Raw genomic sequence first — 24,585 nt, 5'->3', positions numbered from 1 at the left:
GGCGGAGTCCGATGGAGGTCCACCAAGTGTGCCCAAGGGCGTGTCCGACCGTCGGGATGGGCCGCGCCGGATCTCCTCGATGCAATCTTGCTTGCAATGACGAGAGGTCGCGCGATTGATCAGTTCTCGACGGGGTCGTGGGGATCACCGTGCCGGTTCGGCGGAATGGTCTCCGCCGACGACTGGGTGATCTCGGCCGACGACAGGCCGTGTGTGCGGCCCGGAGTCGGCACTGCCTCGGCCTCTTGCGCGGGTTGCGATGCGGGTGGCGATTCCGGTTCCGGCAGTGTGGGCCGCACCGGTGGGGTCGCGGTCGGCCCGGGGGTCGAGCGAAGGATCCGTTCGACGACGGACCGCATCTCCCCGGTGGTTTGGAAGCGGTCGTCCGGGTCCTTGGCCATCGCCTTGCCGACCAGGACGAGGGTATGGGGGGCCGGCGCCGGGTTGGCGTCCGCGAGTGGCGTGTAGTCGTCATCGACCACGGAGACTATGGTCTCCATCGCGTCGGGGGCGTCGAACGCCTTGGCGCCGGCCAGGAGTTCGTAGAGCGTGACGCCGCACGAGAAGATGTCCGAGCGAATGTCGCTCGGCCGGCCGAGGATGCGTTCCGGGGCTAGGTACGCCGGGCCGGCGGCCATCGACGGCGGTGCGGGCTCGGCGCGCCGAGGCTTCTCACGCCGGCCCGACCGGGCGCTTCACCGGGCGGAGCCCGGGCCTGCGGCGGGGTCCGGCTCGGGGATCGCGACCGCCACGCCGGAAACCCGTACGCGCGGGTCGCCGTCGCGGAGTTCGACGGTCAGGGTGCCCGGGCGGCCGAGGTCGTCGCCCTGCCGCAGGGTGAGCGTGGCCCGCGGCGGGACCTGTCCCAGGGTGCGCAGGTAGTGGCCGAAGGCGGCCGCGGCGGCGCCGGTCGCCGGGTCCTCCACCACGCCGCCGACCGGGAACGGGTCGCGGACGTGGAAGGTGTCGGGGGACTCGCGCCAGACCAGTTGCACGGTGGTCAGGTCGCGGGTCCGCATGAAGTCGGCCAGACCGTCGAAGTCGTAGTCCAGATCGGCCAGCCGGGCCCGGGTGGCGGCGGCGAGGACCAGGTGGTGGGCGCCGGCGTAGGCGTAGCGCGGGGGCAGGGTCGGGTCGAGGTCGGCGGCGTTCCAGCGGAGCAGGGCCAGCGCCTCGGCCACGTCGGCGGGCGGGACTTCGGTGAGGTTCGGTTCGACGCTGGTGAGGGTGGCGCGCAGGCTTCCGTCGGGAGTGGCGACCACGTCCACGGGCACGATCCCGGCCCGGGTGGCGAAGATCAGCTCGCCGGGTCCGGTGCGTTCTCCGAGCGCGACGGCGGCGGCGATGGTGGCGTGGCCGCAGAAAGGGACCTCGGCCTGGGGACTGAAGTAGCGCACGGCGAAGGCTCGCCGAGAGCCGGCGGGGTCATCGCCCGGGGTCAGGAACGCGGTCTCGGAGTAGCCCAGCTCGGCCGCCACCGCCAACATCGCCGCATCGCTCATCCCGGTGGCATCCAGCACCAGCCCGGCGGGGTTGCCACCGGTCGGGTCGGAGGAGAAGGCCGCGTAGCGGAGCGCCTTGCCGGCGTCGATCGTCGTCATACCGCAGGCCAACGCTTGGCCATGGCCGATCGATTCCCGCCCCGCGCGTCCGGGGAGAGTCGCGGACACCCCCGTGGACACCGGCCTGTGGCCACGGCTTGTGGGCACGGCCTGTGGACACCGGTTCGCGGTCCCCCGCCCGCGGGCGAAGTCGTGGTCAGCGCCGGCGGAGCACCGGGCCGAGGTCCCGCATCCAGGCGTCGCGTGCCCGCGCCCACTCGGTCCCGCAGCCCGCGGCGCGTCCCGGGGCGAGGAGCTGGGACTTCGCCAGATCGGGGTTCCGGTCGGGGGCGGAGCCGTAGAGGTGGCACAGGTGATTGGCGGCCCGAACCAGATCCGGGGCGTGCTCGTCGGGACGGCCCTGGCCGCCGGCCGCCGCTTCGGCTGCCGTCTCGGCCGCGGAGAGCCGGTACTCCTCGATGGCCACCCGCAACTGCCGCTCGCCGTCCGCGCCTTGGCGCAGCAGCATCAGGGCGGCGAACCGATCGGCGGCATCCTCTTCGTCCCGGTCTGTGAACGCCAGGCCGAGCAGGTCCACGAGGGCGTGGCCGGCCTCGTGGTAGACGGTCTCCACCAGCACCGCGACGACCTCGTTGTCGTCCGGGCGATGACCGCCCCGCTCGAAGAGCACCCGCTCCTCGGTGATCTCGTCGTAGCAGATCTCGATCCGGCGGGCCCGCGGATCGTAGCCGGAGCCCTCCCCACCACACGACCGGCCGACGACGGACATCGGCCGCTCCAGGGCGATGAACCCGTTCAGGGCCTCGGTCACCGTCTCCATCGGGCGCCGGACGCGCAGGAAGGCGGCGTTGTCGCGATCGACGGCGGCCGGCTCCTCGTACCGGGTCACGAAGCCCGGCCGGTCGGCGGAACCGCTCGGATGGGCCACCAAGCCCCCGCTGTCGTTCCCCGACCCGCCGCAGCCGGCGAGCAACACCAGCGCGAGCAGGCCGGCCCAGGCCCCGGCCCCGCGACGGCTCCCCACCGATACCCGCATACCCGAGATCCTCTCCCGCCCGTCAACAGCGCCGAGTCCCGACCCGAAAGCGCGACGAGCCGCGGCCCGGTTGCCCGCCGGGGCGAGCTCCCGGCGGTACGTGGTAGGCATGGTGGGTCGGGAAGATCGTCAGCGGAGGCGTCATGGGCGAGCCGTATCGGGTCACGTTCGTGTGTACGGGGAACATCTGTCGTTCGCCGATGGCCGAGGCGATCTTCCGGCGGTATGTGGAGGACGCGGGGCTCACCGGGTCGGTGGAGGTGGACAGCTCCGGAACCGAGGGGTGGCATCGGGGAAAGGCCGCCGACGAGCGTACGGACGCGATCCTGCGGCGGCACGGGTACGACGTGGGACACGCGGCCCGGCGGTTCGAGGCGCGGTGGTTCGCGACCTACGACCTGGTCGTCGCGCTCGACGCGGGGCACGCGCGGGCCCTGCGGCGGTTGGCGCCGGACGAGGCCGCGCGGGACAAGGTGCGGTTGTTGCGGGAGTTCGACCCGGACGCGGCCGGGGATCTCGATGTGCCCGATCCCTACTACGGGCAGATCGACGGCTTCGAGGAGGTGCGGGAGTTGATCGAGGCCGCGTCGCCCGGGCTGCTCGACGAACTTCGGCGCGCCCTGGACCCGCGCTGAACCGGGTGCGCCGGCCTCGACGAGGTCGGCGCACCCGGGGTGGCTCAACTCAGGCGCTTGCAGAGCAGGGCGTCCGGGGTCTTGGCCGAGCCGACTCGGCCGGTGTACGCGACTCCCGCCGCGTACTCGTCGGCGTTGCACTGGCCCTTGAGGTTGCCGTCGGCGAACTCGCCGCCGGGCAGACCCGCCGGGCGGTTGTCGGCGCGGTCGAACCACAGGGTGCGGGCCTGGGTGCCGAGGGTGCCGGCGGGCTGCGTGCACAGGATGGCGGAGACCGCCGCGCCGCGGACGCTGTAGCCGGTCATCAGGCGGCCGGTGGGGCATTCGAGCTTCGTGTAGCCCGTGGCCCAGTCGTTCTGCACGTACGACTGGTCACGAACGACCGTGTAGGCGGCGGTCGGTGCGGTCGGGCCCGGCGTCCCGGTGTCCGTGCACAGGCCGCGGTTGCCGGTGTGGGACAGGCCGATGACGCGTTGGCCGTCGGGGCATGTGCCCTTGCGGGCGCCGGAGTCCCAGTCGGGCAGGCCGCGCATGCGCAGGGACGCCTGGGCGTCGCTGTGGTCGAGGCTGAGCATGTTCCAGCGGGCGGAGGCGGCGACGGCGCCGGTGCGGGCGGGGGCGTTGATCAGCTTGTTCCAGCCGGTGGCCCGCCAGTCGGCCGGGTCGTCCGCGATGCCGCTGCGGGCGCCGGTCGGGTCGAAGCGCAGCAGCGCCCACGAGTCGCCCTGGCCGTTGCCCTTCCAGCCGACCAGCGGCCAGTAGGCGAAGTCGAGGTCACGGGAGACGAGGTAGTCGGTGAAGTTGGTGAACCACGAGCGGGCGACGGGGTTGGTCTCCTCGGCGCCGGTGCCGAACTCGCTGATCCAGACCGGGGCGGTGTAGTGCTGCCCGTCGGCGGTCGTGAACTGCGCCGATCGGTCTATCTCCGCGAACAGTTGATCGCGCGTCAGGTCCTGATAGCGCGGATCGTGCGTCTCGCCCAGGCCGTAGGCGCCGCTGTGGTTGGGCCCGGTGTACGCGTAGAAGTGCGCCGAGTAGACCAGCTTGTTCGGATTCACCAGGGTGTGCGACAGCGTGCGGACCGGGGTCAGCGTCGGGCGGCCGTGGGGCAGGTTGTCGAGCGGGACCCCGGTCCAGTTGATGCCCTCGACGATGATGAGGAGGTCGGGGTTGGCCTCGGTCAGGATCCGGTTGCCGGCCTCCAGGGAGGCGGCCTGCCAGTCCTTGTCGTTGCCCCAGCCCCAGTTCGGGTCGTCGAGGATGTTGCGGCGCACCTCGTTGTACAGATCGGCGCCCACGACCCGCTTGTTGGTCTTGTAGCGGTTCGCCATCGTGACCCAGTCGGCCACCCAGTCGGCGGTGCTGCGCGAGGTGTTCCAGCGCTCGTTGCCGTCCACGCCGCAGCACCAACGGGTGGTGCCGGTGTGGTTGTTCAGCACGACCGCGAAGCCGTCGGCGGTCAGCGCCGCGACCACGGCGTCGAACACCTGGAGCGGGGTCTTGCCGCGCAGCTGCGGGTTGGCGGCGACGGCGGCGTCGGGGACGGTCGCCGTCGCGTGCACCATCTCGTTCGAGAACGGCAGCCGGATGCTGTTGACCCCGACCGCGTGGAAGCCGGCCAGGATCGCGGGCAGGGTCGCCCGGTCCAGGCCCAGCGGCATGCCGTTGGCGTTCTCGCCGCTGTGGTGGTTGGCGGGGTCGTTGATGTCGCCGGAGCCGTTCCATGTGCCTTGGGCCCCGGCCCAGTTGGCGGATTTCAGCTTGAAGCGGTCGCCGTTGGCGTCGACGATCCAGCGGCCGCGCGTGGACAGGGGGGCTGTCCACGACGCGGCGAGCGCGGATGCGGCGGTGGGGGTGGCCGGGGGTGGTGCGGTCGCGGCGGTGGCCTGGGGGGCGGCGAGGATGCCGGTGACGGTGGTCAAGGCCAGGGCGAGGGCCGAGCGGGTCGGCAGTCGGCGGCGTCTGGTGCGGTGCATCGTTACCTGCCTCGGGTGAGGGTGAGGGCGGTGTGTGCGGTGGGCCTTGTGGGGGTGGGCCGGCCTGCGGCCCGCTTTTGGCCTCAAGCGCCGGCCGGGCTGATTGGCGTTGGGCGGGCTGTTGGGCTTGGGCGTTGGGTGGGCTGGGGTGGCCTCAAGCGCCGGCCGGGCTGGTTGGCGTTGGCCGGGCTGGTTGGCCTCAAGCGCCGGCCGGGCTGGGTGGCGTTGGGTGGGCTGGTTGGGCTCAAACGCCGGACGGGCTGATTGGCGTTGGGTGGGTCGGGGTGGGTGGGGTGCCGAGGGCTGCGATGTCGCGTGGGGGGAGGGTTATGTGGGTGGTGAGTGGGCGGGTGGGGGAGAGGAGGTTGTGGCGGGGGGTGGGGAGTTCGATGGTGTGGGTGGTGTTCGTGTGGTTCAGGAGGAGGAGTACGTCGTGTTCGGCGTTGGCGCGGACGACGGCTTGGACGCCCTGTGGGAGTGCCGGTAGGACCGGCTCCACGCCCGCTTCCGTGCAGGCGCGGGCCATCAGGTCGCGCATGGTGGCGGGGTCCGGGCGGGTCGCGATGTAGCGCGCGGTGCCGGTGCCGTGGCTGTGTACCGTCGCGGCCGGTCGGCCGTCCCATTCCGGGCCGACGAACTCCAGTTCGGCGCGGGCGCCCTTGAGTGTGACGTCCTCGCGCCACAGGTCGGCGGTGCCGGAGTCGCCCGCCCCCTGTACGGGGAACACCGCTCCGGTGTCGGCCGGCCAGAACTCCTGGACCGAGATGCCGAGCGCCTCGCGCAGCGGCCCCGGATATCCGCCCAGATGCACGCGATCGTGCTCGTCGACGATGCCGCTGAAGAAGGAAACGACCAGCGATCCGCCGTCGGCGACGTACCGGGACAGCTTGTCGCCGTGTTCGGCGGAGAGGAGGTACAGGCTCGGCACCACGACCAGGCGGTAGTCGGACAGGTCCGCGTCCGGGTGTACGACGTCGACCCCGATCCCGAGGTCGAACAGCGGCGCGTAGTGGTCGAAGGCCCGGTCCAGGTGGCGGACGCCGTCCGACGGATGCGAGTCGAGTTCGAGCGCCCACCAGCTGTTCCAGTCGCTCAGCAGCGCGACCCGATTGCGCACGCGCGTGCCGACCAGCTCCGGGACCATCGCCAACTCACGTCCCAGCGCGGCGACTTCCTGGAAGACGCGGGTGTCGGGACCGGCGTGCGGCACCATGCCGGAGTGGAACTTCTCGGCGCCGCCTCGGGATTGCCGCCACTGGAAGTACATGATCGCGTCCGCGCCCTGGGCGACCGCCTGCCAGCTCCACAGGCGCATGTTCCCCGGCTCCTTGCCGGCGTTGCGCGCGCGCCAGTTGACGGCCGACGGCGCCTGTTCGGTGAGCAGCCACGGTTCGCCGCCGCCCGCACAGCGGATGCCGTCGTAGCTCATCGCCGCGCCGATGTGCGCGTGCTCCCAGTTCGGGTCCGGGTAGCTGTCGAGCGACAGGGCGTCCATCGCCGGCGCCCAGTCGTACATGTCCACGCTCTTGAGCCCGGCCAGGAAGTTCGTGGTCACCGGGATCTCCGGGGTGACCCGGCGCAGGATGTCGGTCTCCAACTCGAAGCACGCGCGCAGCGCGTCGTTGCTGAAGCGCTTGAAGTCGAGCTGCTGCGAGGGGTTGGGGTAGGTCGGGGCCTCGCGGGGCGGCAGGACCTGGTCGAAGGACGCGTAGCGCTGCGACCAGAAATCGGTGGACCAGGCGTCGTTGAGCGCGTCGACGTCCTTGTAGCGGTCGGTGAGCCAGCGCCGGAAGTCGGCGGCGGAGGCCGCGCAGAAGCACTCGGACACATGGCAGCCGTACTCGTTGCCCACGTGCCACAGGCCCAGCGCGGGATGCCCGCGGTAGTGCGTGGCGACCGCCTCGACCAAGCGGGCGGCCCGGTCACGAAAGACCGGCGAGGACGGGCAGAAGTGTTGACGGCCGCCGGGGGACAGCACCGTGCCCGCGGCGGTCACCGGGAGCACCTCGGGGTGCTCGGTGACCAGCCACGGCGGCGGGGCCGCGGTCATCGTCGCGAGGTCGGCGGTGATGCCGTGCGCGGCCAGGTCGTCCATGACCCGGTCGAAGTAGCCGAAGTCGTAGGCGTCGCGCGCCGGTTCGACCCGGGCCCAGGCGAAGATCGCGAGGTTGACCACGGTGACCCCGGCCTCGGCCATCAGCGCGAGGTCCTCGGCGCGGGTGGCCTCGGGCCACTGCTCCGGGTTGTAGTCGGCGCCGAATCCGATGCCGCCGAGGCGGGCGCGCAGGGCGGCCATTCGGCCGGCGGGGGTGTGTGCGGTGTCGTTCATCGGTGCGTTGTGGCGCGCCGGAGCCGAAGGCCCTTCGGTCGTGCGCCACTTCTCCTTCGGGGTCACGGAGGACGGGAAGTACGGGTGAACCGGCGTCGGCGGGCAGGCCGGCGGGCCCGAGGGCCACGGACCGGGGGAAGACGGTGGCACCGGCCCGCACCGGGTACACCGGCCGTGCCGGGGATGAGGTGTCGTCGTTGCGAGGAACGTCGTTGCGAGGAGCCCGTCAGGCGCCGGGAGGCACCGCGGTGCTGTCCCGGAGGATCAGCGTCGGTTCGATCGTGGTGGCGCCGAGGATGCCCGCGTGCCCGGTCCGGAACTGGTCGAACAGCAGCGCCACGCACTGCCGGCCGACCTCTTCGAAGTCCTGGTGGATCGTGGTGAGCGAGGGCAGGAACCAGGCCGACTCGGCGAGGTCGTCGAAGCCCACGACGCTGACGTCGCCGGGCACGTCGCGCCCCGCCTCGTGCAGCGCGCGCACGAGACCGAGCGCCATCTGGTCGTTGCCCGCGAACACGGCGGTCACCTCGGGGTCCGCGGCCAGTGCCCGGCCCGCCGTGTAGCCGCTGGCCGCGGTCCAATCGCCGTACAGCAGCGGCGGAACCGGTGCGCCGGCCGCCTTGAGCGTGCGGTGCCAGGACTCGGCGCGGCGCCGGGCCGCGTACGAGTCCTGCGGGCCGGACACGTGCCATACCGTGCGGTGGCCCAGGTCGAGCAGGTGCGTGGTGGCCAGGCGGGCGCCCTCGGCCTGATTGGTGTCCACGCCGGGGTGCCGGCGGGTCTCCTCGCCGTCGACCACGACCACCGGCAGGCCCGAGGGCAGCCGCAGCGCGGGCGTGTCCAGGATCTGCGCCTCGATCAGGATGATGCCGTCGACCGCCTGCATGGTCAGCCGGTCGAAGGCGTCGCGCACGGCGCTCTCGGTCTGCGCGCGCACGCTCACCACGTTCACCGAGTAGTCCGCGTCCTGCGCGGCCGCCACGATCGCTTCGAGGGTGCGCGCGTTGCCGTACGCGTTCAAGCCGAAGCTGATCACGCCGAGCATCCGGAACTTGCCGGTCGCGAGCGCCCGGGCGGCCGTGTTGGGCCGGTAGCCGAGCATCCGCATCGCGGACAGCACGCGGTCGCGGGTGGCCTCGTCGACGTTGCTGCGGTTGTTCGCGACGCGCGACACGGTCTGGCTGGAGACCCCCGCCATCTCGGCGACGTCGGCCATGGACGGAGGCCGGGTACGCGTCGCGGAAGGGCCGCCCGATTCGGGCTTCGCCACCCCGCCGTCCTTCGCCATGCCCCGATCCTTTCATTCACGCCGCCCTGACGGGGCGTCGGATGTCGCCATGTTCGCGCAAACATGATTACTGGTCAACAGGCCGTCGTGGTTGGTTTCACTGAACGGTCAAAACAGACATTTATGCGGGAAAGTTCCCGCAGGAGTGGCTATTGACAGCGCGTCAGGCGAACGGAACACTCTCGAAACGCGCCGAAATGTTGGCGCAAACATGCGGTGGCCATTCGTGCGTCCGCCGTCCCATCCCCCACCCGAACCGCCTGCGGCCCATCCCGGGCGCGACGCCCGTCCTCGGCGTCGCCTCCGGCGGTGCGCAGCGTCCCGGAGGACCTTCCGTGAGAGTCGACCCGGCCCACCGCAGCCGCCGGGGCCCGCGGTGAAGCGCGGCGCCCTGCGGCGCAACCTCACCGGCCACGCCTTCTTCTTCCCGTTCCTGGTCGTCTTCGTCATCGGGGTCGCCGCCCCGCTCGCCTATGCCTTCCGGCTGAGCCTGTACGAGGACCGGATGATCGGCGGCACGGTCTTCGTCGGCTTCGACAACTACTCGAAGGCGCTGAGCGACCACCTGTTCGCGGCCGGACTCGGCCGGGTCGCGCTGTTCTTCGCCATCCAGGTCCCGCTGATGTTGACGCTGTCCCTGCTCGCGGCGCTCGCCATCGACAGTGGGCGGCTGCGCGGCGCGAGTCTGTTCCGGGTCGGCATCTTCGTCCCGTACGCGGTGCCCGGCGTGGTCGCGGCGCTGATGTGGGGCTACATGTACGGCGACCGGTTCGGTCTGGCCGCCGAGGTGAGCGACCTGCTCGGCACCGAGCTGCCGGACCTGCTGAGTCCGGACTGGATGCTCGCGTCCATCGGCAACGTGGTGACCTGGTCGTACGTCGGCTACAACATGATGATCCTGTACGCGGCACTGCGGGCGATTCCCGAAGAGCTGTACGAGGCCGCCGAGATGGACGGCGCGGGCCTGTTCCGTATCGCGTGGAGCATCAAACTCCCGGCGCTCAAACCGGCGTTGCTGCTCGCGACGACGTTCTCGGTGATCGGCAGCTTCCAGCTGTTCAACGAGCCGAGCATCCTGTCCGCGATGGCGCCGGCGTCGGTGCCGACCAACTACACGCCGAACCTGTACGCCTACGACCTCGCCTTCAGCGGGCGCCAGTTCAACTACTCGGCCGCCATCGCCGTGGTCCTCGGCGTGGTGACCGTGTTCGTCGCGTACCTCGTCCAACTGGCCACCGCCCGACGGGAGCGCATGCAGTGAGCACCTCCACCGCGCGGGAAGTCCCGCCCGCGACGCCCGCGACACCCGAGGCGCCGGCCAAGTTCTTCCGTCCGCGCAGCCGTCCGCCGCGCAAGGGGCGTCGGGGCCGCAAGAGCACCGCGCTGACCGTCGCGATGGCGCTGATGCTCGGGTACACACTGCTGCCGCTGGTGTGGCTGATGTTCGGCGTGACCAAGGACAACGAGGGCCTGCTCTCCTCGCGCGGGTTGTGGTTCAGCGACGGCTTCCACCTGTTCGACAACATCCACGACGTCTTCACCTACGACGACGGCATCTATCTGCGCTGGTTCGCGAACAACCTGCTGTACTCGGTGGTCGGCGCGGGCGGCGCCGCGCTGATCGCGACGCTCGGCGGGTACGCGCTCGCCAAGTTCGAGTTCGCCGGACGCCGGCTGATGTTCGCGCTCGTGCTCGGCGCGATCTCGATTCCGGGCACCGCGCTCGCGGTGCCGACCTACCTGCTGTTCAGTGACATCGGCATCGTGAACACCCCGTGGGCGGTCATCCTGCCGTCCCTGGCCAGCCCGTTCGGGCTGTACCTGATGCGGGTGTACGCCGCCGACGCGGTGCCCGACGCGATGCTCGAAGCGGCCCGGATGGACGGCGCGGGCGAGTTGCGGATCTTCTTCACGATCTCGCTGCGGCTGCTCGCGCCCGGCTTCGTGACGGTTCTGCTGTTCGCGCTCGTGGCGACCTGGAACAACTACTTCCTGCCGCTGATCGTGCTCAACGACCCGAACTGGTTCCCCCTGACCGTCGGCCTGAACCGGTGGAACGGCCTGGCCAACGGCGGCAGTGTCGCGGGCAGTACAGCGATCTACCCGATCCTGCTCACCGGCAGCCTGCTCGCGATCGTGCCGCTGATCGTGGCCTTCCTCTTCCTGCAACGGTTCTGGCAGTCCGGGCTCTCCGCAGGCGGCGTCAAGCAGTAGCCGCCCGCCCCCTCCTCGTACGAAGCACCACCCACCGGTTTGTCGCGCGTCCCCGAGTACGCGAATCCTCTTTTGGAGTGGCACACATGAACGCAACACCGTCGACCGTCGGTCGCCGCATCTCCCGCGGACTGACCGCCGTCACCGCCGCGACCCTCGCCCTGTCGCTCGCCGCGTGCGGCTCCTCGGACGACAAGTCGGACGACAAGGGCGGCAAGAAGGCCGACCCCGCCGCGGTCGCGAACGCGCTGGACCAGCCCGCCGAGATCACGTTCTGGACCTGGGTCCCGAACATCGAGAAGACCGTGGCCCTGTTCGAGAAGAAGTACCCCAAGGTCAAGGTCAAGCTCGTCAACGTGGGCCAATCCAAGGACCAGTACACGAAGTTGCAGGCCGCGCTCAAGGCCGGCAACGGCGCCCCGGACGTCGCGCAGATCGAGTACTTCGCGCTGCCGCAGTTCGCGATCACCAAGGAGCTCGTCAACCTCGCCGACTACGGCTCGGCCTCGCTGCAGGACAAGTTCACCCCGTCGGCGTGGTCGCAGGTGAACGTGGCCGGCGGCATCTACGGAATCCCGCAGGACACCGGACCGATGGCGATGTTCTACCGCAAGGACATCCTCGACAAGCTCGGTGCCACGCCGCCCAAGACCTGGGCCGAGGTCGCCGAACTGGGCAAGAAGATCAAGTCCGCGAACCCGGGCAACTTCGTCACCTACGTGGACCAGGGTGACGCCGGCACGGCCAACAGCATGATCTGGCAGCAGGACGGCAAACCGTACCAGGTCTCCGGCGAGTCGTCGGCCGCGGTCAAGCTCAAGGACGACGCGGGAACCGCGAAGTACGCGGCCACGTGGGGGTCGATGCTGGCGGACAAGACGGTGGACGCCACTCCGAGCTGGAACGAGGAGTGGTGGCAGTCGATGGGGGCCGGCAAGTACGCGCTGTGGATGGCCGGTGCGTGGGCTCCGGCCGTGCTGCAGAAGAACATCCCGCAGGCCAAGGGCCTGTGGGGCGTCGCCCCGATGCCGTCCGGTGACGGTGCGCCGGCCAGCGCCGAGAACGGCGGCTCGTCGGTCGCCGTGACGAAGCAGGCCAAGAACAAGGAGGCGTCCGTCGCCTTCGCGCAGTGGCTGAACTCGGACCCCGAGGCGGTCAAGTCGCTGAACACGGACGTCAGTCTGTTCCCGGCGACCAAGATGCTCCTGGACGACCCGGCCTTCCGCAGCACCGAACTGCCGTACTTCCCGGGCACGAAGCCGAACGAGGTCTTCGCGCAGATGTCCGCCGCGGTGCGTCCGAACTGGCAGTACCTGCCGTTCCAGGTGTACGCGAACAGCATCTTCAAGGACACCATCGGCCAGGCGCTCACGCCGGGCGGCGACCTGCCGGGCGCGCTGTCGAAGTGGCAGGAGCGGATCACGTCGTTCGGCAAGGAGCAGGGCTTCACCATGAAGTGACGGCTCGTCAGAGCTGTCGATGACCGGGAGAGCCGGGGAGGCACGCGGGCGATCGCGAACGCCGCCCCGGCTCTACGGGTTTCGAGACCCATGACCGAGGTGCCATGACCGAGGTCCCATGGCCGAGGTGCCATATCCGAGGTCTCGTGACCGAGGTTTCATGACCGAGGTCTCATGACCATCGTGACGACGAGGAGCAGTACAGCGATGACGAACGGTCTGTCCGCGGACGGCGGGACGCTCGTGTTGGAGCGGCACGCGGGCGAACACTGGTGGGGCGGCGCGGTCGCGGACGGTCGGCTGATGCCGTTCGCGGACGGCTACGAGATCGACCTGCGGGACGTCAAGGCCAACCAGGGCATGCCCGTTCTGCTTTCCGACCGCGGGCGCTGGGTGCACTGCGCGGACCCGTTCGCGTTCCGGATCGAGGCCGGCCGGGTGACGGCTCAGGCGGATCGGGACGGCGCGGTGATCGAGACGGGCACGGCGGCAGGGGGCACCCTGGCCGACGCCTACCGCGAGGTGATGGGCCGTCACTACCCGCCCACGGGTGGACTGCCCGATGCGCTGCTGTTCACCGCGCCGCAGTACAACCTGTGGATCGAGACGGTCTTCGAGCCCACCCAGGACAAGGTCCTGGCCTACGCGGAGGACCTGCTGCGGAACGGATTTCCGCCCGGCGTGCTGATGATCGACGACCGTTGGAGCGACGACTACGGCACCTGGACCTTCCACCCCGGGCGCTTCCCCGACCCGGCCGCGATGGTGGCGCGGCTGCACGAGCTCGGCTTCCGGGTGATGTTGTGGCTGGTCCCGTACATCACGCCGGACTCGCCGACGTGCCGGCTGCTCAACGATCAGGGCCTGCTGCTCAAGCGCCCGGACGGCTACTTCGGCGTGCACGCGTGGTGGAACGGCTACAGCGCCGGCCTGGACCTGCTCAACCCGAACGCCACGGCGTGGCTGCGGGCGCAGTTGACGGACCTTCAGCAGAGCATCGGCATCGACGGGTTCAAGTTCGACGGCGGCGACGCGCCGTTCTGGCGTGCCCTCGGCGCGGCCGACCCGGAGGCGTACACGCACGCGTGGAACCGGTTCGGTGTCGAGTGGCCGCTCAACGAGTTCCGCGACTCGTGGCGGGCGGCGGGGCTGCCGCTCGCGCAGCGCCAGCAGGACAAGTACCACTTGTGGGAGGGCCGGTTCGGCCTGGACAGCCTGGTGCCGAACGCGCTCGCCCAGTCGATCACGGGCCACGCGTTCACCTGCCCGGACATGATCGGCGGCGGCGAGTTCCGCTTCGTACCGGGCCCGAACGGCGAGGGCTTCGACGCCGAGCTGTTCGTGCGGTACGCGCAGACGGCCGCGCTGTTCCCGATGATGCAGTTCTCGGCGGCGCCGTGGCGGGTGCTGGCCGGAGAACACCTGGAGCACTGCCGCGCCGCGGCCCGGCTGCACACCGAACTGGGCGCCGAAATCCTGGCCCTGGCCCGGGAATCGGCGGACACCGGCGAGCCGATCCAGCGCCCGCTCGAGTACGCGTACCCCGGCCACGGCTACGCCGGGATCACCGACCAGTTCCTGCTCGGCGACGCGATCCTGGTTGCCCCGGTGGTCACTAAGGGGGCCACGTCCCGCAAGGTGGCGATCCCCCCGGGCACATGGCGCGCCGACGACGGCTCGACACACACGGGCCCGACCGAGATCGTGGTCGACGCACCACTGTCCCGACTCCCATGGTTCCGCCGCACCACTTGAGCCCCCCGGGGGAGCCGGTCCGACCACCAAAGCGTGACGTGACCGGCTCCACGCCCGAAGAGGACGGATCGACTCCGCAAGTTGGGTAAGCTGTCCTCTCACGTCCGGGCGCATAGCTCAGTTGGTTAGAGCACTGCTCTTACAAAGCAGGGGTCGACAGTTCGAGTCTGTCTGTGCCCACCCTGTCTGACCTGCATATTTACCCTATTCGGGCGTCCATCCAACCAGGTGGGCGTCCGTTTTGTTTCCAACTGGGGCCGTATTGGGGCCGAAACAATGCAGTGCCCGCGATTTCTTGTTGCGAGGGTGTCCCAACCGAAGATGCGACCGGAAGCCACCTGGCACGCAGCCCGCGAGATGTTTCGCCCTCGGCCGACCGGCGCCACTCTGTGATGCCACTTCAGCGACGAGCGGTGGTCCCACCGATTGTTGACACCGGATCGGTGCCCTGAGCCCCGGCCAATGCGGGGAAACCCCCGATGTGCTCAGCCGCGTGCTGGTAGACCATCGATTCAAAGCCGGCACACGGACTGACTGGGGGACGGCCGTGCCAGACACACGCCGCATCATTGACGGACGCTATGAACTCCTCGAACGTCTCGGCCGCGGCGGCATGGGCGAAGTCTGGACGGCCCACGACCCGCGCCTGAACCGCACCGTCGCCATCAAACTCCTGGCGAAGGCCGACGATCCCGCAGCCGAGATTATGTTCGTCCGCGAAGCCAAAGCCGCCTCCACGTTCAACCACCCCAACGTCGTCACCATCTACGACGCCGGCGGCGGCGCCGAAGGCGAACCCATGTACCTAGTCATGGAACGTCTCCACGGCCAAGACCTTGCGCACAGTCTTCGGCAGGGACTGCCCACCATCGATCGGATCATCGACTGGACCCGTCAGATCTGCGCCGCCCTCGAAGCCGCCCAGGCCGTGAACCTCGTCCACCGCGACCTCAAACCCGCAAATCTCTTCCTCACCCGCGAAGGCCGTATCAAAGTCCTCGACTTCGGCCTCGCCCGCACGTACGCCGCCTTCACCGCCACCGCCAGCGCCACCATCGGCACCGCCCCCTACATGGCTCCCGAACGCTGGCTCGGCCGCGTTGGAGACCACCGCGGCGACCTCTACTCCCTCGGCTGCATACTCCACGAACTTCTCACCGGCGAACGCCCCTTCGGGAATCGCGACGCATCCGGACAGATGTATGCCCACCTCCACGAACAACCCCGGCCACCCGTCGTGTCATGCCCGGACATCCCCCCGGACTTGAACCGACTCGTCCTCGACCTCCTGGCCAAGAGCCCCGACGAGCGCCCCGACAACGCCACAACGACACGAACCCGGCTCCCACCCACGACAGCCGAAACCCGCCTCGGCGAACAACACATGGAAGCAGCCCAACGTCTAAAGGTAGCCGGCCACGCTGATCAAGCAGAGCGGGCATACCGCCGCGCTCTCGCCGTCCACGCCCCAGCTGCGGCCTTCCGCCTGGCCGCCCATTTGGCTGACTTGGATCGTGGCGGGGAAGCGGAGGAACTGTATCGGCATGCTCTCGCCGATGGGGATCCGTCCGCAGCCATCGGCCTTGCGGCTCTCTTGGAAAGGCGGGGTCGTGTCAACGAGGCGGAGGAGGCACTTCGGCGTGCTCTCGCCGACGGGCACCCGGACGCGGTCCACAGCCTCCCATTACTCCTGGAGAGGCTGGACCGTGTCGAGGAGGCGGAAGAGTTGTATCGGCGTGCTCTCGCTGAAGAGCATCCGTTCGCGGCCATGTCCCTCGCGCGCGTCCTGGTGAAGTTGGGTCGTGTCGAGGAGGCGGAGGAGCTGTATCGGCGCGCCCTCACCAAAGGGTCCATAGGGGTGACCTACAACCTCGCGAAACTTCTGGCGGATTTGGGTCGTGTCGAGGAGGCGGAGGAGCTGTACCGCCGTGCCCTCGCCGAAGGGCGCCAGCACGCAGCTGACAACCTCGCGTACTTCTTGTCAAAGCGGGGTCGTGTCGAGGAGGCAGAGGAGCTGTATCGGCGCGCCCTTGACGAAGGGTCACCAGGGGTGGCCTGCGAGCTCGCGCATCTTCTAAAAGAGGGAGGTCGCATCGAGGAGGCAGAGGAACTGTTTCGGCGTGGTCTTGCCGACGGGGATGAACGCGCGAGCGCCTACCTCGGAGGACTTCTGGTGGAGTTGGGTCGTGTCGAGGAAGCGGAGAACGTGTATCGCCGTGCTCTCGCGAAAGACCAGCCGTACGTGGGCAGAGATCTCACGAAGCTTCTGGTGGATTTGGGTCGTGTCGAGGAGGCCGAGGAGCTCTATCGGAGTGCTCTCGCCAACGGATACCTCGAGGCAGGTAATTGCCTCGCGGACCTTTTCGTGGAATTGGGTCGTGTCGGGGAGGCGGAGAAGTTGTATCGCAGTCTTCTCGCCGATGGGTACAAGGACGCGTCCAACAGCCTCGCGATCCTCTTGGAGAAGTCGGGTCGTGTCGGGGAGGCCGAGGTGTTCCGGCGTGCCTTCGCCGGCGGACACAAGGACGGCGCCTACCACCTCAAGAACCTCAGGAACGAATCCGAGGCACTACCCCCCAGTGAGCCGCAGCCGTAGGATCGCATTCAGACGAGTGACCGCGGCCCTCTCTCCGGTGAAGTACCGGGGATCGAGGGCCGTTTGCATGCCGTGGGAAATGCGGTGCCCGTGGCTTCTCGCCGGTCGCCCCACCTGGACGCAGGCACCGCAGGCCTGCGGGTCGCGAACCACAGCGGCTTCAACTGGGGCCGTATTGGGGCCGGAAGACATCGGCAACATCGGGTAAGACAAGGCAAGATCGGGAAACGAAGCCGCCCCGATGCCGCGCTGACCAGGGAAGATTCCGTAAGACAAGGCAACATCGGGGCGGATACGTGAAGTGGGCTTTCCTCTTACAAAGCAGGGGTCGACAGTTCGAGTCTGTCTGTGCCCACCCGTTGGAAGGCCCCCACCCAATCAGGGTGGGGGCCTTCTGACATCTACGAATGACATCAACAGCGGCGGGTGAGATCAATTGTCCGCGCCGGAGTGAAGCCGCTGAGGCTCGACGTATGGTGCCGACCTGTAGTGCCTCTCACGCTTGGCGCCTTCTTCGCGCCAGCGTGACTTCTCTAAGTGCTCCCCCTGTCAGGACCCGACGGCGGGCCTGTGCGATGTGGCAGGTGCCGACAGCGAACGATCGAGGGATTCCGTCGGCCGTGCGCGCGGTCGCCGCGCCGTTGGTGGCGACCACTTGCGAGAATGTCTAGATGATGGTGTCATAGAGTCATGTTGTTTCGTGTGCCCCGCCTGGACGACCGTGACGCGCGCGCTCTTCAGGAGATCGAGGAGATGCGTACCCGACTACGTCACATGTTGCGCCCGGAACTGCGCTGGTCGGGGCAATTGCGCCGTAACCTCACCGCTCGGGCGATCGCCGGCTCGAACACCATCGAGGGCTACGCCGCGTCCGTCGACGACGTCGAGGCCCTGTTGTCGGGCGAGGAACCCCTCGACGCCACGGAAGAAACGCGCGCGGAGGTCGAGGGATACCAGCGCGCCATGACGTACATCCAGGGACTCTCCGACGCGGGCGAGGACTTTCGCTACGACACCGGGCTCTTGAACGGCTTGCACTTCATGATGCAGGGCCATCACGTGAACAAACGTCCGGGGCGATGGCGAAAGGGCCCCGTCTACGTGACCTCCCCGGAAGACCCCGCCGTCGCCGCCTACACCGCGCCCGAACCTGCCCGGGTCCCCGCCCTGATGGGGGAACTGGTGACGTGGCTCAACGAGGGCGATCTCGATACCCCCGTGCACGTCCGGGCCTCCATGGCACACCTGAACCTCGTGAGCATCCACCCCTGGCCCGACGGCAACGGCCGCATGTCACGCGCTCTGTCCACCCTGGTGTTCTCCCGGGAGGCGCTCATGCCCGCCGAGTTCTCCTCCATCGAGGAATGGTTGGGATACGGACAGAACACCTACGCCTATTACGGAGTTCTCCAACAGGTCGGCGGCCCGTCCTGGGACCCCTCCCGTGACGCCCACGCCTGGATCCGGTTCTGTCTGGGAGCCCACCATCGCCAAGCCCAGATGGCCGGCAGACGTGTGGACCTGTACGCCCGGATCTGGCGTGAACTCACCGAACTCGCCGAGCAGGCGGGTCTCGACGAACGCGTTGCGTTCGCCCTGATGCCCGCCGCGTTCGGGACGAAGGTCCGCCGGCCTGTATACCAACACGACGCCGACATCAGCGAGCAATCCGCCGTGCGAGACCTGCGAGAACTGGTGGCCCAGGGCTGGCTGGAACCACACGGCAAGGCCCGAGCGAGGCACTACACGACCGCACGTCGCATGGCACCGATCCTCGAGAACGTCACCAAGACCATGCCCGCCTACAGCGACCCCTACGGCCGCTGACCAGGCCTCCAAGTCCCGCCCTGGTGAACCAAGTGCGTGCGCAAACCCACCGGGGATCGAGGGCCGTTTGCATGCCGTGAGAAATGCGGTGCCCGTGCGTTCGTGTGCCCCCTCCGATCTTGCGGACATCCGGGCGCGCAGGCATCGTGCGGCCCCAGTGCGGATCCAGCTGGGGCCGTATTGGGGCCGGAAGACACCGGCAACATCCGGCAAGACGAGGCAAGATCGGGAAAGATGGCCGCCCCGATGCTGCGCTGACCAGGGAAGATCCTGTAGGACCAGGCAACATCGGGGCGGATACGGAAAGTGGGCTTTCCTCTTACAAAGCAGGGGTCGACAGTTCGAGTCTGTCTGTGCCCACCCTTTGACCTCGTATTTCCCGGTATAACCGGGCAAACGAGGCGTACGAATCACCGGTTTCGTCCCGCCGGGGACGCGCCGGAGACAAGAGAAAATCCTTGCGAATACTGGGATCCGAGCACTTCCTGTCTCCGGCGGCAGCGAATCGTCTCAATGGCTGAGATGAAGGTGTGTGGCGGCGCGGCGTGCCATGCCCAGGGCGGTCCGGGAGGACGGCTGGTTCCCCGTGTGCGTTGGGGGCCGACTACGGAGAACCAGTGGGCCGAGCCAACCGAGGCATTGGCAGGCGGGAAGCGATGGGAGTCGCTGACTGTCCACACATTGCTCCCGGCCTCAGTACCTACTGAGGTAGCGAAGCCGGGTCATGTCGAGGAGGCGGAGGAGTTGTACCGCAGCACCCGCGGCCACGGTGACCTGGACGCGGCTGTGTGAAATTCGTGGCGAAGCTCGGTCGTGTCGACGAGCGCGTGCAACCTACGATGACCGGTGCCGCGAGGCGACGGAACGGGGGAAACGTGCCGCACGAGACGCAATCCGGCCGACTGGTCCATGGGCGCTACCGGCTGCTCGAGCTGCTGGGCGGTGGGAGTTTCGGGCGGGTGTGGCGGGCGCGCGACGAGGCGTTGGACGTCGATGTGGCGGTCAAGGAGGTGTGGTTGCCCCAGGCGATGTCCCCGCAGGAGCAGGCGCAGCGGTTGCTTCGGGCCGAGCGTGAGGCCCGTAACGCCGCGCGACTGCCGGACCATCCGAACATCGTCGCCGTGCACGACGTGGTCATGGACGACGATGCCCCGTGGATCGTGATGCGGTTGGTGGACGGACTGTCCCTGGAGGAGCGCGTGCGCGAGCACGGGCCGTTGTCGATGGCAGAGACGGCGGCCGTGGCATCCGACCTGCTGGGGGCGTTGGGTGCGGCGCACGACGCGGAGGTGGTGCACCGGGACGTGAAACCCGCGAACGTCATGCTCGCCGTGGACGGCACGGTGCTGTTGACGGATTTCGGGATCGCGGTGCATCAGGCGGACGGCGCTCTGACGGCGCCGGGCGCGTTCGTCGGCTCGGTGGAGTACGTTGCGCCCGAGCGCGCCCGTGGTGTGGAGGGGCGGGCGGCCGGTGACCTGTTCTCGCTGGGGGTGACGCTGTATCAGGCCGTCGAGGGCAGCTCGCCGTTCCGCCGATCCACCCCGGCCGGGACCCTCGCGGCGGTCCTGCTGGAAGAGGCACCGCCGCCCCGGCACGCCGGCCCCCTTGCGCCACTCCTGGCCGGACTCATGGCGAAGGATCCGGCCGAGCGCCTCACGATCCCTCAGGCGCGCTCCCTGCTCCGGACCTCCCAGCGGCGGGGACAGGAACCAACCGCCGTGCGCCCCACGCCGATTGCGGCGACGCCACCACCGGAACCCGTGCCGACGCCTCCGACGCCGGCGCGAGACGGTCCCCCGCCGCTACCGCCGCGGTCCCGGCGACCGTGGCGGTTGCCCCTGTCCGCCCGGGTACCGGTCGCCGCCGCGGTAGTGGCGGTACTCGTCGCCGCCGCCGCGTTCGTGATCAAGGATCAATGGTTCTCCTCGGAGTCGTCGGGCGCCTCCTCGCGTTCCGGATCGTCCCCGACATTCGGATCGTCCCCGGCACCGGATGCGTCCTCGACGCCGGAATCGTCCCCGTCGGGGACGCCGGATCCCTGGGCCACGACGATCCGCGACCCTTGGGCGACCCAGCCCGGCGACTGCATCTACCTACTCGGGGGCGACTCCAGCCAATTCGACTTCAGCAAAAGCGCGATGGGCTCGCCCTGCGCCTACGGAGCCCAATACAAGGTCGTCCGGATCATCCGGTCCGGCCCGGGCGAGAAGTGCGCGGACGTTCCCGGCTGGGCCGCCGACGCGGGCGGCAGGTTTGTAGAGGACACCACGTACGCGGGACGCGGACCGATCTGCCTCATGCCGCGGTGAGACCGCCCCCGACGCTGCGGCCGGATCGGAGCACCCGGCCGAGCACCCCATCCCGTACGCGGACGCTTGGCCGCTCCGGGCCGACCACACCGTGGCGTGTCGGGGCCGGTGATCTCCCGGCCGACGCGGGGCGCGAGACCTTCACCCTTCACGCGGGTGATCGTCTCGTCGACCGCGATGCCGTCCGGCTTCTCGGGCCGCGCGCCCGCCCACGGCACGAACTCTCCTGAAACCACCGTCGATTCGGTCCCGTTTCCGGTGGGTGGATGGGCCGGCGGCGGGTGTGGGATCTTCGATGTGGTCCCGCGAGAGCGGGTCCGGGTCGATGAGTGCAGCATGATGGGCCATCGGGGGAGTTGTTTGTGGCTGTACGGGTTGTGGGTGGTCGTTACGAGCTCGTCGCGTTTATCGGCCGGGGCGGTATGGGGACCGTCTGGGAGGGGCGCGACCGGGTGATCGAGCGCCGGGTGGCGGTCAAGCTGCTGCCGCACGATCGGCGGGACACCTCGGGCGCGCAGCTGTTCCTCCGCGAGGCCAAGACCGCCGGTGGCCTCAACGACCCGGGCGTGGTGACGGTGTTCGACCTGGGCCAGGACCCCGACGACGGCACTCTCTATCTGGTGATGGAGTTCCTCGCCGGGCGGGATCTGGACACCGTGCTCCGCAAGGACGGCCCGCCCGAGGTGCCGACGGCAGTGGACTGGGCGGCGCAGACCGCCGCGGCGCTGCACGCCGCCCACACGGCCGGGGTTGTGCATCGGGACCTGAAACCGGCGAACCTCATGCTCGGCCCGGATGGTCGGGTGAAGATCCTCGACTTCGGGATAGCCCGGTGCATGGCCTCCACGCACACGTCGAGCAATGTGGTCGGCACCCTGGCCTATATGCCCCCCGAGCGGTTCCGCGATCTCCCCGGTGACGCCCGCTCCGACCTGTACTCCCTGGGCTGCGTGCTCCACGAACTCCTCACCGGACGAACCCCCTTCCAGGCCGGCGACCTGTTCGCGACGATGGCCGCCCACCTGCACGCGACCCCGGCGCCACCGGGCGACACCCGCCCTGGCGTTCCCGCCGCTCTGGACGACCTCGTCCTGGCCCTGCTCGCCAAGGACCCCGGGAACCGTCCCGCGTCCGCGGCCGAGGTCCACCACCGGCTCCGCGAACTCCGCACCCACCTCCGCGAGGCGGCACAGGAATCGACCGTGATCACCGGGGGCGGTGCGCCGACCACGGCCGCCACCGCGAGGTACCCCGGCTCGCCGTTCGACCCGGACGACCGGTCCGGCGGGCAGAGTTCCACGCCGCCGGCGGGCTCCGGGCGCGACCGAGGGTGGCGTCCGAGTCGCCGTGCCCTCCTGACCGCCGGCATCGGTGCCTTGGCCGCCGCGGCCGTCCCGACGGCGATCGAACTGGCGACCTCGTCATCGGCGGACTCGCCCCGCGGCAACAAGGGCGGCAACAAGGGTGGCACCCCATCCGCCACGACCTCCCCCAGGAACGCCGCCGGTGGGATCGCCCCGCCGGTGGACCTCGTCGTCGACAACGACACCGTGCGGGGCGTGGCGTTCAGCCCGGACGGCTCGACGCTGGCCGTCGCCGGCGGTAACACCGTTACGTTGTGGGATTTCGCCGCACGCCGAGTGCTCTTCCCCTTCACCGGCGTGACCGGCGCAGGTCCCGTCCGGTTCAGCCCGGACGGCAAAATCCTGCTCTGTGTCGCCGACGAGGGCGTCGTGCTGTGGGACCCCGTCGCCCACACCCATATCGGCACCCTGCCCGACACCAAGCACGTGAACGCGGCGGCGTTCGCTCCCGACAGCTCAGTGCTGATCTGCGGTAGCGATGACGGTGTCGTCACCGTGTGGGGCGCTACCCCGCCCCGCCCCGGCAAGACCCTGTCCAGCATGGGTACCACCCCCGGCCGGGGGCCGATCGTGGTGAACGCGCTGTCGTTCAGCTCCGCCGGTGGGGTCGCGGCTGCCGCCTGCGCGGACCGCAACCTGCGTGTGTGGGTCCTGAGCGACCTCGGCCGGCCCCCGCAGACCTATACAGGCCACACCGATGAGGTCACCTGCCTCGCCTTCATGCCCGACGTTCCCGTCTATCTGGTTACCGGCAGCAGCGACCACACGATCAAGCGGTGGGTCCTCGGGAGCCCCGACGCGCCCCTGGCCACTCTCACCGGGCACACCGGCAAGGTCCACTCGGTGGCCTACAGCCTCGACGGCAGGACCATCGCCAGCGCGAGCAACGACGGCACCGTCCGCTTGTGGGACGGCCGCGCCGACAGCGAACGAACCACGGCCAACGCGGTCCTCACCGGCCACACCGGCCCCGTGTACGCCGTCGCCTTCAGCCCCGACGGCAGGACACTTGCCAGCGCGGGCGGTGATGCCGTCAAACTCTGGACCCTTAAATGACGCAGGAAGCCGGTCACGCGGTCCACCATCTGCGGCCATGCGAGGTGCTCGCGGCACGGTCCCGGCGGGTCCACCAGCCGAAGAACTGCTCGTCGGGACCCGCGCCGCGCCCGTAGGATCGCAATCAGACGAGTGAAAGTGGCCCTCTCCGGCGAAGTGCCCAGGATCGAGGGCCGCTTGCGTGTCGAGGCGAATGCGGTGCCCCGTGGTTGCGCCGGGGACGCGACCTCGCCGAACCGCCTTCCCGCTCGATCGGGCAGATCGGGACGGGCTCCGCCGGGGACGCTCCGGGGACAGAAGAACACCTCTCCGTATAGAGCCGCTCCCGTCGAGGCGGGGTGCTTCCGGTGCCGGCAGTGTGACGGTGTGTGGGTGGTTGTGTGGGCCGGCTTGCGGGCCCCGGTGTCACCGCTTGGGCGGTGGGGTCGGGGTCCGAGGTCTTGATTGGTTTTCCCGCGTGGTGTGGGTCAGCCGCCTTGGCCGGCGCTGCCGATCGGGCCGACCTTGACCGGGGAGCCGGCGCCGTCCGTGATGGGCAGTGTGGCGGCGCCGGGCCAGCGCAGGGTGACCGTCTTCGTTTCTCCCGGCGGGGTCACCTTCAGGCCGGTGATGCGGACGCCGGAGCCGCCGGTGTCGTTGGTGGGGTAGGTGATGCCGAAGGACACCGATGTGTCGCTCTTGAGGATGAACGACTCCGCCGGTTGGCCGGTGCGCTTGGCGGACAGCGGTCCCTGGCTGGTTTCCAGGTCGACGCCCGCGAATCCGGACATCGAACAGTTGTGGCCGATGTTCTTGAGCGTTACCGCGACGGTGGCGTCGAGGTCGCCGCCTATGGTGCTGTCCATCGCGGTGATCCTCAGGTCGTCGGTGCGGCACTTGCCGATCGAGCCGTTGTCGCCGGAGCCGGTCCCGGTGGTCGTGCCCTGGCCGCCGGAGGTCTTTCCGCCGGAGTCCTTCCCGCCGCTCTGGTTGCCGCCCGTGGTCGAGGACCCGGGCGGGGCGGCGGGCGCGGTGGCGGGTGTGGTGGCGGACGAAGGGCCTTGCGCGGCGCCCGAGTTCGAGTCCGTGTCCTGGCAGGCCGTCGTCAGCATGGCGCCGCCGACGATGGCTGCGGACACGAGGAATGCCTTGCGACGGTTGCCGGACATGAACATGAAAGTCCCCTTGGTGTCCCG

16 protein-coding genes and 2 tRNA genes are annotated in these 24,585 nt (G+C 69.6%); 11 read left to right on the top strand and 7 right to left on the bottom strand.

Annotated elements, in window-relative coordinates; genetic code table 11:
- Positions 1 to 119: 119 nt before the first annotated feature.
- From OG928_RS10410 to OG928_RS10400, 3 genes are all read right to left on the bottom strand, one after another.
- Positions 120 to 638 (bottom strand): protein kinase domain-containing protein, encoded by a 519-nt coding sequence (locus OG928_RS10410; protein ID WP_406282062.1) that lies wholly within the window; start codon positions 636 to 638, stop codon positions 120 to 122.
- A gap of 57 nt (positions 639 to 695) precedes the next feature.
- Entirely contained in the window at positions 696 to 1,601 is a 906-nt protein-coding gene (locus tag OG928_RS10405; RefSeq protein WP_406282060.1) for a PhzF family phenazine biosynthesis protein, read from the bottom strand.
- Positions 1,602 to 1,758: 157 nt separating this feature from the next.
- Positions 1,759 to 2,598 (bottom strand): DUF4344 domain-containing metallopeptidase, encoded by an 840-nt coding sequence (locus OG928_RS10400; protein ID WP_406282057.1) that lies wholly within the window; start codon positions 2,596 to 2,598, stop codon positions 1,759 to 1,761.
- A 143-nt stretch (positions 2,599 to 2,741) separates the two neighbouring features.
- On the opposite strand from OG928_RS10400, the gene OG928_RS10395 reads away from it, so the two are divergent.
- Positions 2,742 to 3,233 (top strand): low molecular weight protein-tyrosine-phosphatase, encoded by a 492-nt coding sequence (locus OG928_RS10395; RefSeq protein ID WP_406282054.1) that lies wholly within the window; start codon positions 2,742 to 2,744, stop codon positions 3,231 to 3,233.
- Positions 3,234 to 3,277: 44 nt separating this feature from the next.
- Here OG928_RS10395 and OG928_RS10390 read toward each other — a convergent pair whose 3' ends face one another.
- From OG928_RS10390 to OG928_RS10380, 3 genes are all read right to left on the bottom strand, one after another.
- Entirely contained in the window at positions 3,278 to 5,209 is a 1,932-nt protein-coding gene (locus OG928_RS10390) for a glycoside hydrolase family 5 protein (RefSeq protein ID WP_406282052.1), read from the bottom strand.
- A gap of 244 nt (positions 5,210 to 5,453) precedes the next feature.
- Positions 5,454 to 7,538 carry a beta-galactosidase gene (locus tag OG928_RS10385; protein WP_406282049.1) on the bottom strand — a complete coding sequence of 695 codons (2,085 nt, stop codon included), beginning with the start codon at positions 7,536 to 7,538 and terminating at the stop codon, positions 5,454 to 5,456.
- 226 nt (positions 7,539 to 7,764) lie between these two features.
- On the bottom strand, positions 7,765 to 8,754 hold the full coding sequence (locus OG928_RS10380; RefSeq protein ID WP_406290885.1) for a LacI family DNA-binding transcriptional regulator: 990 nt from the start codon (positions 8,752 to 8,754) through the stop codon (positions 7,765 to 7,767).
- A 448-nt stretch (positions 8,755 to 9,202) separates the two neighbouring features.
- Between OG928_RS10380 and OG928_RS10375 the strand changes: the two genes are divergently transcribed.
- The 10 genes from OG928_RS10375 (at position 9,203) to OG928_RS10330 (ending at position 23,410) form a co-directional block, all read left to right on the top strand.
- Positions 9,203 to 10,087, top strand: coding sequence for a carbohydrate ABC transporter permease (locus OG928_RS10375; protein ID WP_406282046.1), 885 nt, complete (start codon positions 9,203 to 9,205; stop codon positions 10,085 to 10,087).
- On the top strand, positions 10,084 to 11,040 hold the full coding sequence (locus OG928_RS10370; protein WP_406282043.1) for a carbohydrate ABC transporter permease: 957 nt from the start codon (positions 10,084 to 10,086) through the stop codon (positions 11,038 to 11,040). The genes OG928_RS10375 and OG928_RS10370 overlap by 4 nt, the downstream gene beginning before the upstream one ends.
- An 86-nt stretch (positions 11,041 to 11,126) precedes the next feature.
- Entirely contained in the window at positions 11,127 to 12,500 is a 1,374-nt protein-coding gene (locus tag OG928_RS10365) for an ABC transporter substrate-binding protein (RefSeq protein ID WP_406282040.1), read from the top strand.
- Positions 12,501 to 12,707: 207 nt separating this feature from the next.
- A complete protein-coding gene (locus tag OG928_RS10360) occupies positions 12,708 to 14,255 on the top strand; it encodes a glycoside hydrolase family 31 protein (RefSeq protein ID WP_406282038.1) in 1,548 nt (515 codons plus the stop codon).
- A gap of 106 nt (positions 14,256 to 14,361) precedes the next feature.
- Positions 14,362 to 14,435, top strand: a tRNA-Val gene (locus OG928_RS10355).
- A 313-nt stretch (positions 14,436 to 14,748) separates the two neighbouring features.
- Entirely contained in the window at positions 14,749 to 16,851 is a 2,103-nt protein-coding gene (locus OG928_RS10350; RefSeq protein WP_406282035.1) for a tetratricopeptide repeat protein, read from the top strand.
- Positions 16,852 to 17,541: 690 nt separating this feature from the next.
- Positions 17,542 to 18,678: a Fic family protein gene (locus OG928_RS10345; protein WP_406282032.1), complete on the top strand. Its 1,137-nt coding sequence runs from the start codon at positions 17,542 to 17,544 to the stop codon at positions 18,676 to 18,678.
- A gap of 291 nt (positions 18,679 to 18,969) precedes the next feature.
- Positions 18,970 to 19,038, top strand: a tRNA-Val gene (locus tag OG928_RS10340).
- Positions 19,039 to 19,553: 515 nt separating this feature from the next.
- Positions 19,554 to 20,990, top strand: a complete 1,437-nt coding sequence (locus OG928_RS10335; RefSeq protein ID WP_406282029.1) for a serine/threonine-protein kinase — start codon at positions 19,554 to 19,556, stop codon at positions 20,988 to 20,990.
- A gap of 362 nt (positions 20,991 to 21,352) precedes the next feature.
- Positions 21,353 to 23,410: a WD40 repeat domain-containing serine/threonine protein kinase gene (locus OG928_RS10330; protein WP_406282026.1), complete on the top strand. Its 2,058-nt coding sequence runs from the start codon at positions 21,353 to 21,355 to the stop codon at positions 23,408 to 23,410.
- Between the two features lie 467 nt (positions 23,411 to 23,877).
- On the opposite strand, the gene OG928_RS10325 is transcribed toward OG928_RS10330, so the two are convergent.
- Positions 23,878 to 24,558, bottom strand: coding sequence for a DUF4232 domain-containing protein (locus OG928_RS10325; protein ID WP_406282023.1), 681 nt, complete (start codon positions 24,556 to 24,558; stop codon positions 23,878 to 23,880).
- Between the last annotated feature and the right edge of the window lie 27 nt (positions 24,559 to 24,585).

Origin of the sequence: Embleya sp. NBC_00896 (assembly GCF_045207785.1) — a bacterium.
GTDB lineage: Bacteria > Actinomycetota > Actinomycetes > Streptomycetales > Streptomycetaceae > Embleya.
Note: the sequence above shows the minus strand (reverse complement) of the source record. Positions and strands in the feature narration are given on the sequence as shown.

Bases quoted from the DNA above. Each gene is read 5' to 3' on its own strand.
- OG928_RS10410 (WP_406282062.1), bottom strand. From the start codon at position 638: ATGGCCGCCGGCCCGGCGTACCTAGCCCCGGAACGCATCCTCGGCCGG.
- OG928_RS10405 (WP_406282060.1), bottom strand. From the start codon at position 1,601: ATGACGACGATCGACGCCGGCAAGGCGCTCCGCTACGCGGCCTTCTCC.
- OG928_RS10400 (WP_406282057.1), bottom strand. From the start codon at position 2,598: ATGCGGGTATCGGTGGGGAGCCGTCGCGGGGCCGGGGCCTGGGCCGGC.
- OG928_RS10395 (WP_406282054.1), top strand. From the start codon at position 2,742: ATGGGCGAGCCGTATCGGGTCACGTTCGTGTGTACGGGGAACATCTGT.
- OG928_RS10390 (WP_406282052.1), bottom strand. From the start codon at position 5,209: ATGCACCGCACCAGACGCCGCCGACTGCCGACCCGCTCGGCCCTCGCC.
- OG928_RS10385 (WP_406282049.1), bottom strand. From the start codon at position 7,538: ATGAACGACACCGCACACACCCCCGCCGGCCGAATGGCCGCCCTGCGC.
- OG928_RS10380 (WP_406290885.1), bottom strand. From the start codon at position 8,754: ATGGCCGACGTCGCCGAGATGGCGGGGGTCTCCAGCCAGACCGTGTCG.
- OG928_RS10365 (WP_406282040.1), top strand. From the start codon at position 11,127: ATGAACGCAACACCGTCGACCGTCGGTCGCCGCATCTCCCGCGGACTG.
- OG928_RS10360 (WP_406282038.1), top strand. From the start codon at position 12,708: ATGACGAACGGTCTGTCCGCGGACGGCGGGACGCTCGTGTTGGAGCGG.
- OG928_RS10345 (WP_406282032.1), top strand. From the start codon at position 17,542: ATGTTGTTTCGTGTGCCCCGCCTGGACGACCGTGACGCGCGCGCTCTT.
- OG928_RS10325 (WP_406282023.1), bottom strand. From the start codon at position 24,558: ATGTCCGGCAACCGTCGCAAGGCATTCCTCGTGTCCGCAGCCATCGTC.